The 14,161-nt window shown below is 65.3% G+C and carries 10 protein-coding genes and 2 pseudogenes; 11 read left to right on the top strand and 1 reads right to left on the bottom strand.

Annotation, left to right across the window (positions count from 1 at the left end; translation table 11 throughout):
• The first annotated feature begins 38 nt into the window (after positions 1–38).
• From pth to ACW4QM_RS07730, 5 genes and pseudogenes are all read left to right on the top strand, one after another.
• On the top strand, positions 39–599 hold the full coding sequence (pth, locus tag ACW4QM_RS07750) for an aminoacyl-tRNA hydrolase (RefSeq protein ID WP_114539677.1): 561 nt from the start codon (positions 39–41) through the stop codon (positions 597–599).
• A 138-nt stretch (positions 600–737) separates the two neighbouring features.
• Positions 738–2,150: an MFS transporter gene (locus tag ACW4QM_RS07745; RefSeq protein WP_114539668.1), complete on the top strand. Its 1,413-nt coding sequence runs from the start codon at positions 738–740 to the stop codon at positions 2,148–2,150.
• Between the two features lie 471 nt (positions 2,151–2,621).
• Positions 2,622–3,062 (top strand): annotated as a pseudogene (locus ACW4QM_RS07740) (ATP-binding cassette domain-containing protein); the annotation flags it as partial.
• Between the two features lie 483 nt (positions 3,063–3,545).
• A pseudogene (locus tag ACW4QM_RS07735) lies at positions 3,546–4,523 on the top strand (ATP-binding cassette domain-containing protein); the annotation flags it as partial.
• On the top strand, positions 4,523–5,140 hold the full coding sequence (locus ACW4QM_RS07730) for a YigZ family protein (RefSeq protein WP_114540585.1): 618 nt from the start codon (positions 4,523–4,525) through the stop codon (positions 5,138–5,140). The pseudogene ACW4QM_RS07735 and the gene ACW4QM_RS07730, both read left to right, overlap by 1 nt.
• Before the next feature lie 74 nt (positions 5,141–5,214).
• Here ACW4QM_RS07730 and ACW4QM_RS07725 read toward each other — a convergent pair whose 3' ends face one another.
• Positions 5,215–5,343, bottom strand: a complete 129-nt coding sequence (locus ACW4QM_RS07725; RefSeq protein ID WP_269434844.1) for a hypothetical protein — start codon at positions 5,341–5,343, stop codon at positions 5,215–5,217.
• Positions 5,344–5,456: 113 nt separating this feature from the next.
• Here ACW4QM_RS07725 and ACW4QM_RS07720 point away from each other — a divergent pair, with 113 nt between their 5' ends.
• From ACW4QM_RS07720 to ACW4QM_RS07695, 6 genes are all read left to right on the top strand, one after another.
• Complete coding sequence (locus ACW4QM_RS07720) at positions 5,457–5,882, top strand: 6-pyruvoyl trahydropterin synthase family protein (RefSeq protein ID WP_114540586.1); 426 nt, start codon at positions 5,457–5,459, stop codon at positions 5,880–5,882.
• A gap of 3 nt (positions 5,883–5,885) precedes the next feature.
• Positions 5,886–6,671: a radical SAM protein gene (locus ACW4QM_RS07715; protein ID WP_302222591.1), complete on the top strand. Its 786-nt coding sequence runs from the start codon at positions 5,886–5,888 to the stop codon at positions 6,669–6,671.
• A gap of 21 nt (positions 6,672–6,692) precedes the next feature.
• Positions 6,693–7,382 (top strand): 7-cyano-7-deazaguanine synthase QueC, encoded by a 690-nt coding sequence (queC, locus tag ACW4QM_RS07710; RefSeq protein ID WP_161127347.1) that lies wholly within the window; start codon positions 6,693–6,695, stop codon positions 7,380–7,382.
• 169 nt (positions 7,383–7,551) lie between these two features.
• Complete coding sequence (gene queF, locus ACW4QM_RS07705) at positions 7,552–8,214, top strand: preQ(1) synthase (RefSeq protein WP_261797815.1); 663 nt, start codon at positions 7,552–7,554, stop codon at positions 8,212–8,214.
• Between the two features lie 171 nt (positions 8,215–8,385).
• Positions 8,386–11,727, top strand: coding sequence for a single-stranded-DNA-specific exonuclease RecJ (gene recJ / locus ACW4QM_RS07700; RefSeq protein WP_302683545.1), 3,342 nt, complete (start codon positions 8,386–8,388; stop codon positions 11,725–11,727).
• Positions 11,728–11,776: 49 nt separating this feature from the next.
• A complete protein-coding gene (locus tag ACW4QM_RS07695) occupies positions 11,777–14,161 on the top strand; it encodes a RelA/SpoT family protein (RefSeq protein ID WP_455798348.1) in 2,385 nt (794 codons plus the stop codon).

Raw genomic sequence — 14,161 nt, 5'->3', positions numbered from 1 at the left:
TACTCTTCCAAAGATGAATGACGGAAATAGGTGACAAGTTGTATATGATCGCGGGCCTGGGGAATCCGGGCGAGGAGTACGAGCACACGCGGCACAACGCCGGGTTCGATACGGTGGACGCGCTCGCCGACGAGCTGGGCGTGCGCTACTGGAAGAACGAGGGCGGGGCGCTCGTGGGGAAGGCGAGCTACCGCGGCCACGAGCTTCTACTTGTGAAGCCCCAGAGCTTCATGAACACCTCTGGCGGCCCGGTGAGCAAGCTCATGCGCGCCTATGGTGTGGCCCCCGACCATCTCATCGTCGTCCACGACGAGCTGGACATCGAGCCGGGCACCATCCGCGTGAAGTTCGGCGGCGGGCACGCCGGGCACAACGGGCTGCGCTCCATCTGCGACAAGCTGGGCACGCGCGACTGGTTCCGGGTGCGCATCGGCATCGGGCGGCCGCCGGGACGCAAGCCCGTGGTCGACTGGGTGCTCTCGCGCCCGCGCAGCAAGGACGACACCGAGGCTTTCGATCACGCGGTGTCCGAGGGTGCGGACGCGGTGCTGTGCCTCATCGACAACGGGCTGGAGAAGACCCAGCAGAAATTCAACTAGCTCGAATTCCAAGATCGAGCGTTATAATGGCGGAGGGGCGCGGTGCGTCCCTCCGTTCGTTTTGTAGCCACGTGCCAGATTTCGGGTGCCCGAGCGAAATCTCGAACGCCCTGTCATGCTGAAGGTACGGAGGTTTCCATGCATCTTTCCGAGAAGGGGCACACCTACGCCCTGTTCGCCATCGTTGTCATCACCTGCGCTTTGGGCTCGCTCACCCAAACGGTGATGAACTCCATGCTCACGGAAGTGTGCGACGACTTCGCCATCGATGCGGCGCAGGGGCAATGGGTCACGACCATCTACATGCTCACGATGGGGGTCACGGTGCCGGTGGTCACTTACCTTGCGCGCCGGTTCTCGTTGAAGCGCTTGGTGTACTTGGCGCTGGGCTTCTACCTGGCGGGTTCCGTGGCCGGTCTCTTCGCTCCGGTCTTCGCCGTGCTTATTGCGGCTCGGGTGCTGCAGGCCATCGCCACGGGCATTACACTGCCGCTCGTGCAGTCGGTGGCTATGACGCGTTTTCCTCGGGAGCGCACGGGCACGGCTATGGGCATCGGCGGTATCGCTATGGGGTTCGCGCCCAATATCGGGCCGCTTATCGGCGGTGCGCTCGCCGGCAGCTGGGGATGGCGCAGCTTCTACATCATACTTGCGGGCCTTCTCGCCGTGCTGTGGGTCGCCAACGCAGTTCTGGTGAAGAGCCACGGCGACCACGATACGCGCCCGGTGTTCGACTACCCGTCGTTCGTGCAGTCCACGCTGGGCTTCGGCGGCCTTCTGCTGGGAGCCTCTAACGCGGCCACGATGCCGCTGTCCGCCCCTTCGGTGTGGTTGCCGGCGCTTCTGGGTGCGGTGTTTATCGCGGTGTTCGTGCGGCGCCAGCGCGTGATCGCCCATCCGCTCATCTGCTTGGATATTTTCGCGTCGCGTCACTACCGGCCCGGGTTCGTGGCGCAGAACTGCCTGTTCGCGTCGTTCATGGGCATCACGCTCGTTCTGCCGCTGTTCATCCAAGGGCCCTGCCATATGACGGCACTGGATGCTGGCATCGCGTTCATCCCCGCCACGGTGGTGGCGCTGTTCGTGAACCCGTTGGCCGGCGTGCTGGTGGACAAGGTGGGCGCCCGGGCCGTGTGCATCACTTCCTCGGTCTTCCTCACGGTGGGAGCCGCCTCGTTCATGTTCGTGGGCCCAGGCACGCCGCTGTGGGTCCTCACGCTGCTGCAGGGTGTGCGCGCCGTGGGTGTGAGCGGGCTGGTGGGGCCGCTGAACTCCTATGGGTTGTCGGGCTTGAGCGGCGGCCTCGTCATGGACGGCAGCGCGTTCTTCGCCACGGCCCGTCAGGTGTGCGCCTCGCTGGGCACGGCACTTATGATGCTGATCGTCACCGTGGTGGGTGCGGCCGTAGCCGTCGCGGATCCGGCCGCTGCCGGCGCTGCTGCCGTCGACGGCGGGGCGAGCCTGTCCGCGCTGCCCTACCAGCTGGCTTTTGCCCTCTCCACGCTGTTCGCCGCCGCCGTGCTGGTGACGGCCCTTTGGAAGATACGCTGAGCAGAAAGCGAGTTTAACTCGCTGAAATGGCTTGAAAATGACGAAACATCGGTTTTGCGGCCCTTAAAAGTTAGAATAAACTAACCTTCATCTGCGGTTTTCCGAGACAAATCACTCCTTTTTCGCTGCGGTGGGTGCCGTTTTGCCGATGTTTCGTGATTTCCAAGCCATTTCGCCCGAGAAAGCACCGTTCTGGCCGATCTTTCGTGATTTCCAAGCCATTTTCCCCGGGACGGTATCAACCTGGCCGATGTTTCGTCATTTCCAAGCCATTTTGCTCCCGAAGGGCTTCAGTGCTCGTTTCGTTGAGGGGATGGAGCCGCTGGAAAGAGCCATGGTTTATAATCGATGGCGTATCGAATTGACTTGCGAAGCGTGCCTCGCGGCTTGGTGGAGGCGCGAGATGTGATAAACGAACGGGGCCGGCAATCCTGAGGTTGGGCGCGGTCTCCAATGTGAAAGGCGGCCTTCGTGGCGTTTCTTCTCGGTTGTGAAAAGGTGCGGGTGGAATTCCCCACGAAGACGGTGTTCGAGGGACTGTCCCTCGGGGTGGACGAGGGGGCCCGCATCGGTATTGTGGGCCAGAACGGCGATGGCAAGTCCACGCTTCTGCGAGTGCTCTCCGGCGACGTGGAAGTGGACGACGGCCGCGTCATCCGCACCCGCGGCGTGTCGGTGGGCATGCTCGGCCAGAGCGACGACTTACGCGATGGGGACACCGTTGAACGGGCCGTCGTGGGGGACCGTCCCGAATACGAATGGGCCGGCGACCCTCGGGTTCGCGCCATCATCGCGGGGCTGCTCGAGGATGTGGATTGGAACGCGACAGTGGGCACCCTTTCGGGCGGCCAGCGGCGACGGGTCGATCTGGCCCGGCTGCTCATCGGTGACTGGGACGTGCTCATGCTGGACGAGCCCACCAACCACCTGGACGTGCGCGCCATCACCTGGCTCGCCGAGCACCTGAAGACCCGCTGGCGCCGCGGGGCAGGGGCGCTGCTCGTGGTGACCCACGACCGTTGGTTTCTCGACGAGGTCTGCGAGGCGATGTGGGAGGTGCACGGCCGCCGTGTCTGGCCCTTCGAGGGAGGCTTTTCCGCTTACATCATGCAGCGGGTGGAGCGGGATCGCCTGGAGGCTCTGGCCGAGCAGAAGCGCCAGAACGCCCTGCGCCGCGAGCTGGCGTGGCTATCCCGCGGCGCCCGCGCCCGGGCCACCAAGCCCAAGTTCCACGTGGCCGCCGCCCAGGCGCTCATTGCCGACGTGCCGCCCTTGCGCAACGAGCTGGAGCTCAAGCGCATGGCCATGGCGCGCCTCGGCAAGCAGGTGGTCGATCTGAAAGGCGCATCGCTGCGCTTCGGGAACCGCGTCATCTTGGACGATGTCGACTGGATCATCGGCCCCGGCGATCGCTACGGCATCGTGGGCGCCAACGGCATCGGCAAGACGACGCTTCTGCGCATCATCCAAGGGCTGCAGCCGCTCGATTCCGGGCGCGTGAAAATCGGCCAGACCGTGCGTTTCGCCGTGCTGTCGCAGCATTTGGACGAGCTGCGCAAGCTCGGCGACGACCGCGTGCGCCAGGTGATCTCGCGCTACTCGCGGCGCACGATGCTCGACGGCAAGGAGATGACACCGGGGCAGCTGCTCGAACGGCTCGGGTTCACCAAAGATGACCAGAACGAGCCGGTGTGCGACCTGTCCGGTGGCCAGAAGCGTCGGTTGGCGCTCATGCTCATCTTGCTGGACGAGCCCAACGTGCTCATCTTGGACGAGCCGGGAAACGACTTGGACACCGACATGCTGGCGGCGGTGGAGAGCCTGCTCGATGGCTGGCCCGGCACGCTTCTGCTCGTCACTCACGACCGCTACCTCATGGAGCGCGTGACCGACCACCAGTTCGCGCTCATCGACGGCAAGGTGCGCCACCTGCCCGGCGGCGTCGACGAGTACCTGAAGCTCGCGGAGGAAGCCGACCGTGAAGCGGCGAAAAACACTGAGGGCGGCCGCGGGGATGGCTCTGGAACTCGTCCTGGAAACGGCATCGCAAACCGTCCTGGTTCCTCCGTCGGGGGCGACCTTGGTCGCCCCTCGCCCGCGGCGTCCAATGATTCCGGGAATGCGGCCGCCCCTTCCACCCCTGCCCTCTCCGGCGGCGAGCAGCGCGCCCTGCGCAAGCTCATGGCTTCCAACGAGAAGAAGATCGAGACCTTAAAGGGCAAGATCGAGAAGAAGCAGCTGGAAATGGCTGCCGCCGACCAGTCCGACTACCTGGTGCTCACCGCCATGCAAGAGGAGATCGCCGACTTCGAGGCTCAGATAGAATCCCTCGAGCTGGAATGGTTCGAAGCCGCCGAGAAACTGGGGGAGTAGTGGCCGCGTACAAGACCATAGCCGCTCCCGCCGAGGCGGAGATCGTCGAGAAGAAGAGCCGCTTCATCGGGCAGATCGCGCCGGTGTCCACCGAGGAAGAGGCGCTCGCGTTCATCGCTGAGGTGAAGGCGGCCCACCGCATGGCGCGTCACAACGTGTATGCCTATGTGCTGCGGGGCGGGCGCGTGCGCTACACCGACGACGGGGAGCCGGCCAAGACGGCGGGCATGCCCACCCTCGAGGCCATTCAGCATGCGGGCTTGGAAGATGTGGCGGTGGTGGTCACCCGCTACTTCGGCGGCATTCTGCTCGGCACCGGCGGCCTGGTGCGCGCTTACACCGACGCCACGAAAGCGGCCATCGAAGCGGCGGACATCGTCACGGTGTCGGTCTGCGTCGACATCGTTCTGGAAGTTCCCTACGGTCTGTACGAGCAGCTGTGCCGGGTGGCCGAGGGCTGCGGCGCGAAGCTTGCCGAGAGCGACTTCGCCGAGAACGTCCTGCTCACCTTCCGCATGCTCGACGGCACCCAGGCCTCCTTCCTGGAAAAGCTCACCGAGCTCACCCGCGGCCAAAGTGAAATCATCGTGACGGAGCCCTTCGACGCGGCGTTCTAAGGGGCGCGCCTGTGCTATAATCGCTCTTGCCTAAAGAAGGGCGCCCCAAACGGAACGCCCTTCGGCGAGGGTGCCTAATCCTCGTCATTTTGCGAGGGGTTCCCGCCGTTATTCGGCGGGTTCTCTCTTATTTGGGCCAAAATGGCCACAATTAAGGAGGCCACCCCAAGCAAGACTTGGACTAAGGCCAGCGTATCGCTCATCTGCATCACCCCCTTTCCTAGCTAGCATCGTGGTGGGGTGAATGCAGAGGGCGTATGCTCCCTGCGAGGTTGATTATAGCATACAAATGTTCGTAGATTGGTGAGAATTCGACATGTACGGATTGAAGACGGAGAGCTCGTTCGATGCCTCTCATTTTCTGACCGATTACCACGGGAAGTGCGAGAACTTGCACGGGCACCGCTGGCGCGTGGTGGCCTATCTGGAGGTGGAGCACCTGCAGAAGGAGGGCACCTGCAAGGACATGGTGGTAGACTTCGGCGAGTTCAAAGCCGAGCTGCGCGCGCTGACCGAGCGGCTCGACCACCATTTCATCGTGGAGGAGGGCTCCCTTGCCCCCGACACCCTGACGTGCCTCGAGCGTGAGGGCTTCGCCCTGTTCATCGTGCCCTTCCGCACCACGGCGGAGAACCTCGCGAAGTGGTTCTTCGACGCGCTCGCTGAACGCGGGTTGCCCGTGGCTCAGGTGGAGGTCTACGAGACCCCCAACAACTGCGCCTACTACCGGGAGCAGCGATAGCCCATGGTGCCCGAGGAAGAGAACGACGGCCTGCTGGATGCTGAGCGGCATCAGGCGCGCCATACCATTGCTCCCCGTGCTCAGCTGTTCCCCGTGGCGGAGAAGTTCGTGTCCGTGAACGGGGAGGGCCTGGCGGCGGGGCGGCCGGCCGCTTTCATCCGGTTCGCCGGCTGCAACATGTGGTGCACCTACTGCGACACCCGCTGGGCGAACCATCCGCTGGTGGAAGTGGAGGGCTGGAGCGTGCCCGACCTCGCGGCCTGGGTGGCCGAGACCGGCGTGTCGTGCGTGACGCTCACTGGCGGCGAGCCGCTTTTGCAGCCCTACCTGCCCGATTTGGTGCAGACTCTGCTCGCAGTGGACGACCCGCGCCCCTTGCGCGTGGAAATCGAGACCAATGGCTCGCGCGACTTGAGTCCCATGGCGCATCTGCGTGAGGCCTGCGTCGAGGCGGGGCTGCCCGGCAGCCTGCATTTCACGGTGGATTGGAAGACGCCCACGGCCGGCGAGGCGGTGTCCGCCGCCATGCGCCGCGAGAACTATGAGCTGCTGGATACGCGCGATGCCGTGAAGTTCGTCGTGGGCACCGAGGATGATCTGGCCTTCATGGAGTGCTGCGCCGACGAGGCGGGCCTGTGGGATCGCTGCGCGGTGCTGGTGAGCCCGGTATGGGGCGCTATCGAGCCGGCGGAAATCGCCGCCTACCTCATCGATCACGGCCTCGACCGCGCCCGTTTGCAGTTGCAGCTGCACAAGATCATCTGGCCCGACGAGACGCGCGGGGTTTAAGGATTTGGAAGGATAGGAACCATGACCAACAACAAAGCCCTGGTGCTGTGCTCCGGCGGCGTGGATTCCACGACGCTTTTGGCGCGGGCTGTGAACAAGTACGGAGCGGAAAACGTGTATGCGCTTTCCATCAGCTACGGGCAGAAGCACGTTCGCGAGATTGAGGCGGCCCGCGCCGTGGCGGCCCATTACGGTGTGCAGCAGCGCTTCCTCGACCTGGGTGCCATCTTCGCCGACAGCGACTGCTCGCTTCTGGCCCATTCCGATGCAGCCATCCCCGAGTCCAGCTACGCCGATCAGCAGGCCGAAGGCGACGGCGGCCCGGTGAGCACCTACGTGCCCTTCCGCAACGGGCTCTTCCTCTCCTCGGCGGCCTCCATGGCCCTCTCGCTCGGCTGCTCGACGGTCTATTACGGCGCCCACCACGACGACTGGGCCGGCAACGCCTACCCCGATTGCTCGCTGGAGTTCGTGGAGGCCATGAATCGCGCCATCGTGGAGGGTACCGGCGGCGAGCTGTGCTTGGAAGCTCCGTTCGTCACCTGGTCGAAGGCCGACATCGTGCGCGAGGGGCTGGCCCTTGGCGTGCCCTACGAACTGACCTGGTCGTGCTACGAAGGGGGAGAGGCGCCCTGCGGCCGTTGCGCCACCTGCCTCGACCGCGCCGCCGCCTTCGCCGCCAACGGCGTCGAAGATCCGGCTATGAGATAATCAAGCAGAGTTGAGTGTAGCGGGATGTGGGGTATTGCTCACCAAGCGAGTTCCGAGAGCGTTCGAAACAGGCCTAAACGTCCTGTTTCGCCGAGCGAGGACTGTCTGAGCGACTGAGCGGTACCCCGCAGCCCGCCCCCAAGGAGTTGCTAAAGAAGAGGAGCTGGGAATGAAACCAATGGACATGGCTGAAGCGCTGTTTGGCAGCGACGATGATGCAATCGGGAAGCCCGAGGGATCGGTGGATACTTCGGCTATGGCCGCCATCGCGGCCCATCTGGCTCGCGAGGATGCCGGCCCCGCGCCAGCGACTGCTCCCGCCGCTGCCTCGGCTGGCCGCGATGAGAATGAGACTCGCGCCGGCGGCGTCACCCTGCTCGGCAACCAGCATACCCAGTACCCGACCGACTACGACCCGTCGGTACTGGAGACCTTCGAGAACAAGCACCCGGGAAACGACTACTTCGTGAAGTTCAACTGCCCCGAGTTCACGAGCCTGTGCCCCATCACCGGCCAGCCCGACTTCGCCACCATCTACATCTCCTACGTGCCCGATGTGCGCATGGTGGAGAGCAAGTCGCTCAAGCTGTACCTGTTCAGCTTCCGCAACCACGGCGACTTCCACGAGGACTGCATGAACATCATCATGAAGGACCTCATCGCGCTCATGGATCCGAAGTACATCGAGGTCTGGGGCAAGTTCACCCCGCGCGGCGGCATCTCCATCGACCCATACTGCAACTATGGACGCCCCGGCACCCGCTGGGAGGAAGTGGCCTGGACGCGCCTGTCCCAGCACGACCTATACCCCGAGAAAGTGGACAACCGCTAGGCGCTGTGCGACTCGCTGCCGAGCGTCGATTGACGGCTTGCGATGAGCTGCCCGGGCGGTGCCGTGGGAAATTGCCGCGCCGCCGTCGTGCTGCGGTGACAGAATGCGAGCTTTATGCGAAAATACCTTCCGAACTACGAAGAAGAACGCACGTAAGGTAGCTAGCACATTATGACCGCCCAATTCAGCATCCGGGAGGCCGATCCGCAGATCGTCGCGCGTCTGGCGCACGACCTCGGTCTGCCCCGCTTCATCGCGACGACCCTCGTGGCCCGCGGCATCACCACGGTGCGGGCCGCCAAGCGCTTTTTGAATCCCTCGCTGGACCGCGACTGGCGCAACCCCCTGGAAATCCCGGGGCTGGCGGAAGTGGCCGACGGACTCATCAACGCCATCCGCGAGAAGAAGCGCATCGTCGTGTTCGGCGACTTCGATTTGGACGGCATCTCCGCTACCACCGTGCTCACCCGGGGCCTACGGGCTCTCGGCGCCTGCGCCTTCCCCTTCATTCCCCGTCGCTTCGAGGAGGGCTACGGCATCACCGCCGCTGCCTTCGAGCGCGCCCGGGCCTTAGAGCCGGACGTCATCGTCACCGTGGATTGCGGCATTGCCTGCAAGAGCGAGGTGGCCGACATCCTGAAGGCAGGGGTGGAGGTCTACATCACCGACCACCACGAGGCGGCCGACCTTGTGCCCGAGGGCGTTCCCGTGGCCGATCCGAAGATGGCCGATGATTGCCCCAGCGCTATCCTCGCCGGCGTGGGCGTGGCCTTAAAGCTCGTGCAGGTGCTCGGCAGCCGCCTGGGCTTTCCGCATTTGTGGCGCAGCTACACCGACTTCGCCACCTTGGGCACCGTGGCCGACCTCATGCCCATGCGCGACGAGAACCGGGCCCTTGTGGCCGACGGCCTCACTCGCATGAACACCAATCCGCGCCCCTGCATCGCCGCGCTTCTGGCCACCACGGGCCAGGCCGGCAAACCGCTTTCGGCCACGAACCTGTCGTTCTCCCTCATCCCGCGCCTGAACGCCGCCGGGCGCATGGGCAATGCCGATTTGGCGCTTGATCTGCTCATGTGCGACAACTACGGCGAGTGTTGCGCCATGGCCGAGGCCCTGGAGGACGTGAACAACCAGCGGCGCGCCATCGAGGCGGAGTTGTCGGACATCGCGAAGGAGCAGGCCGGCAGGATCTACCACGGCCAGCGGGCGCTTGTCGTGGCCGGCGAGGGCTGGCACGAGGGCGTGAAGGGTATCGTGGCTTCCCGCCTCGTGAACACCTACGGGGTGCCGGCGCTCCTGTTCACCATCGACGGCGACGAGGCCCGCGGTTCGGGGCGCTCCGTGGGCAACGTGAATCTCTTCGAGGCGGTGGAGTCGATCTCGTATCTCACGAAGCGCTTCGGGGGCCATGGGGCGGCCGTGGGCGTCACCATCCCCACCAAAAATTTGAAGGCCTTCGCTCAGCGCCTCGACGCCTATATGCAGAAGCTGCCGGAGGCGGCCTTCCATCCGCTGACCGAGGTGGACGCGCTCGTGAGCCTGGACGAGCTAACGCTCGAATCCGTGGCGCTCGTGGAGCGGCTCGCCCCCTTCGGCCAGGAGAACCCCCAGCCCACCTTCCTCGCGCGGAACGTGACGCTCGTGAACACCCGGGCCGTGGGCCAGACCAAGGACCATTTCGCCTGCACGCTGACGAACGGGCGCGCATCGGTGGCCGGCATCATGTTCCACTGCGCGGCCATCGACGCGCTGCTCGTGAACGACGCGGTGGTGGACGCCGCCTTCACGGTGCAGATCGACGAATGGCGCGGCCGCCGCTCGGTGAAGGCCATGCTGGAAACCGTGGCCCCGGCGCGCAGCTGCTGCGCTTTGGAGGCCTGTCTTGACCCGGACGCCGTGTCGTTCACCGCCGATCTGTTCGCCGAGGCGGAAGGGGAACCCGACCTTGCGGCCGCCGACGAGGCGCCCGAGCCGGCGCTGCCCGACTTGGCCCCCCGCCGCGCCCAGTGGGAGGAGACGGCCCGGCGCGATCCGGACGGCTTGGAGGCGGCCATTGTGAAGGCCATCATCGGCGACCGCCCGCTGCATCCGGCCCAGCGAGAGATTCTCGATCGACTGCGGGCGGGGAAGTCCACCTTCGCCGTCATGGCCACGGGACGCGGCAAGTCGCTGTGCTTCCAAACCTATGCCGCCTTCCGCGCGCTGACCGACCATGCCGCGAGCCTGTTCATCTACCCCTTGCGGGCACTCATCGCCGACCAGGTGTTCCATCTGCGGACGAGCCTCGAACGCTTCGGTATCGCGAGCGCCGTCATTACCGGCGAGTCGACGCCCGAGGAGCGCGCGGCGGTGTACGCGGGGCTTGCCGACGGGAGCCTCGATATCGTGCTCACCACGCCGGAGTACCTCATGTTCCACACCGACGAGCTGGCGGCCTCGGGGCGCGTCGGGTTCGTCGTCGTGGACGAAGCGCACCACATCGGCCAGGCCAAGGCCGGCCAGCGCGTGGCCTACACCCAGCTCGACCGGGCGCTGACCCGGCTCGGAGACCCCGTGGTGCTCGCGGTGACCGCCACGGCCAACGACGCCGTGGCCGACGACATCGATGCGGTACTGCCCATTCAGGACTCGGTCATCGACGAGACGGCTCGCGACAACCTGTACCTGGACGACCAGCGAAACATCCCGCACCGCGACGACTATTTGGCCTCCCTGGTGGCCACGGGCGAGAAGACCGTCATCTATGTGAACTCCCGCGAGCATTCCGTGGCGCTCGCGCGCATGCTGCGCCGGCGGGTGCCGCAGCTCGCCTGCATGATCGGCTTCTACAACGCGGGGCTCTCCCGCGACGAGCGCAAGCGCATCGAGGAGCTGTTCCGTCGCGACGACTTGAAGGTGCTCGTGGCCACCTCGGCCTTCGGGGAAGGGGTCGATATCCCCAACATCCGGCACGTGGTGCTGTATCATCTGCCCTTCAGCGACGTGGAGTTCAACCAGATGAGCGGCCGGGCCGGGCGCGATGGGAAGCCGGCGTGGGTGCATCTGCTCTACGGGCGCGGGGACGCCTCCATCAACGAGCGCATCTTGGCCGACACCACGCCGGACCATGACGTCATGGCCCAGGTGTACCGCAAGCTGCGCTCGCTGCAGCGCAACACCCCCGACGACTACTTCTGCGTGGCCGACGCCGATTTGGCCGAGGCTGCCTCCGATGCCTTCCGCGCCGTGAGCCCCACCTCCGCCGCCTGCGGTCTGGCCGTGTTCCGCGAGCTCGGGCTCATCGAGACGCGCACCGTCTACGAGGGCGGGCGTCCGCGGCTGTGGGTGCGGGTGCGCGAGGGGGCGTCGAAGGTGGAGCTCACCGATTCGGTGCGCTACCGCGAGGGCATCGACGAGCGCACGCTGTTCGGCGGCTTCTGCCGCTGGGCGCTGGGCACCGACGGGCCGACGCTCACGGTGCGCCTTTCCCATCCCATCATGCCGAAAAACCGGCCGGGCCAGGGACATTAACCAGTAACGATCCGCGGATGCGTCCGCGTTAAGGAGAAGGGAGGCGCCCGTGAGCGTCGAGAGAGACGATTCCGTCCGCGCCGCGGCCGATGCCGTCAGCGCCGGGAAGGCCACCAAGGCGACGGTGGACGCGCTTTTGGGCCGTCCGCATCCCACGGCCGATTCGGCCATCGAGCGCGGGCCCGCCACGCCCGAGGACCGCTTCGCCGAACTCGCGCGCCTGACGAGCGCGTACATGGACGCGCCGGAGGAGGCCATGCTGCGCCGTGCCTTCGAGTTTGCCCGCGCCGCTCACGCGGGCCAGTGCCGCAAGTCCGGCGAGCCGTTCATCATCCATCCCATCGAGGTGGGCATCATCCTGGCCGATCTGCGCATGGACGCCGAGACCATCACGGCGGCGCTGCTCCACGACACCGTGGAGGACACGAAGGTGACCGCCGAGGAAGTGGAGCGCACCTTCAACCCGCAGGTGCGGGCGCTGGTGGAAGGCGTCACCAAGATCACCCGCATCGAGGTGGAATCCCTCACCGACGAGCAGGCGGCCACGATCCGCAAGATGTTTGTGGCCATGTCCAAGGACATCCGCGTCATCGTCATCAAGCTGGCCGACCGCCTGCACAACATGCGCACACTGGCGGCCCTGCGCGAGGACCGGCGCATCTTCAAGTCCCGCGAGACGCTGGAGATCTACGCCCCCATCGCCCATCGCCTCGGCATCAATTCCATCAAGTGGGAGCTGGAGGACCTCTCCTTCTTCTACCTGGAGCCCAACAAGTACAAGCAGGTCTCCCGCATGGTGACCGAGTCCCGCGCCGAGCGCGAGAAGTACCTGGCCGACGTCATCGCCGTGCTCCACGAGGAGATGGGGAAGGTGGGGATTTCGGCCCAGATCATGGGGCGTCCGAAGCATCTGTACTCCATCTACCAGAAGATGACGAAGAAGGGTAAGGGCTTCTCGGAGATTTACGACCTCATCGCCGTGCGCATCATCACCAGCTCGGTGAAGGACTGCTACTCGGCCCTGGGCGCGGTGCACACCTTGTGGCACCCCATGCCCGGCCGCTTCAAAGACTACATCGCCATGCCGAAGTTCAACATGTACCAGTCGCTGCACACGACGGTCATGGGGCCAGCGGGGCGTCCCTTGGAGGTGCAGATCCGCACCGAGGAGATGCACCGCAATTCCGAGTACGGCGTGGCGGCCCACTGGCGCTACAAGGAGACCGGCGCCTCGCGCCCCGGCGCCGCCGACAACCTGGACGCCCAGCTGGCGTGGCTGCGCCAGATGGTGGACTGGCAGGACGAGACCGAGGACTCCCGCGAGTTCTTGAAATCGCTGAAGATGGACCTCGACGACACGGAGGTCTTCGTGTTCACGCCGAAGGGCGAGGTCATGAGCTTGCGCGCCGGTTCCACGCCGGTGGACTTCGCCTACGCCATCCACACCGAGGTGGGCAACCACTGCGTGGGCGCCAAGGTGAACGGCTCCATCGTGCCTCTGTCCTACCAGCTGCAGGTGGGCGACCGCGTGGAGGTGCTCACCCAGAAGAGCGCGAGCCCCTCCCGCGACTGGCTGAACATCGTGAAGACGCCCTCGGCCCGCAGCAAGATCCGCTCCTACTTCTCGAAGATCACCCGCTCCGACGACATGCAGATGGGCCGCGACATGCTCGTGCGCGAGATGCGCAAGCACGGGCTGGGGCTATCCAGCGCCCAGTCGATGCGGGCGCTGAAGCTGGTGGCCGAGGCGCTCGGCTTCAAAGACCCCGATGAGATGTACGTGCACATCGGCACGGGCAAGGAGAAGGCCCAGCACGTCACAAACCGCCTGCTGAAGATCCTGGTGGACAAGGGCAACGAGGAGGCGGAGAAGCCCACGGTGGGCACATCGGCCTCCTCCACGGGCATCATGGCCCCCATGCTCACGTCCGTGAAGCGCCCGAAGAAGCACGAGACCCACTCGTCCCAGGGCATCGTGGTGAAGGGCGTCGACGACGTGCTCGTGCGCCTGTCGCGCTGCTGCAACCCCGTGCCCGGCGACGACATCTTGGGGTTTGTGACCCGCGGCCGCGGCGTGTCGGTGCACCGGGCCGACTGCCCCAATGCGCTCGACTTGAAACGGCATCCCGAGCGCATCATCGAGGTGGAATGGGAGGGGACGCCCACGGCGGCCACCTACCAGGTGGAGATCTATATCGAGGCGCTCGACCGCATGAACCTGCTTCTGGACGTGACGCGCGTCATTTCCGAGATGGGCGCCAACGTGCTGTCCTGCAACACCACCACCCACCGCGATGGCATGGTGGAGATGCGCTTCCTCTTCCAGCTGTCCGACTTGGCGGTTATCGAGCGCATGACAAAGCGCCTGTCCGCCATCGACGGCGTCTTCGATGCCCGTAGAATGATGCCCCAAGGATCAAGTAAGAAAGGTTGA

Source organism: Adlercreutzia sp. CNCM I-6207, from assembly GCF_977072305.1.
The sequence above is the reverse complement of the archived record's forward strand: the minus strand, read 5'-3'. Positions and strand labels throughout refer to the sequence as shown.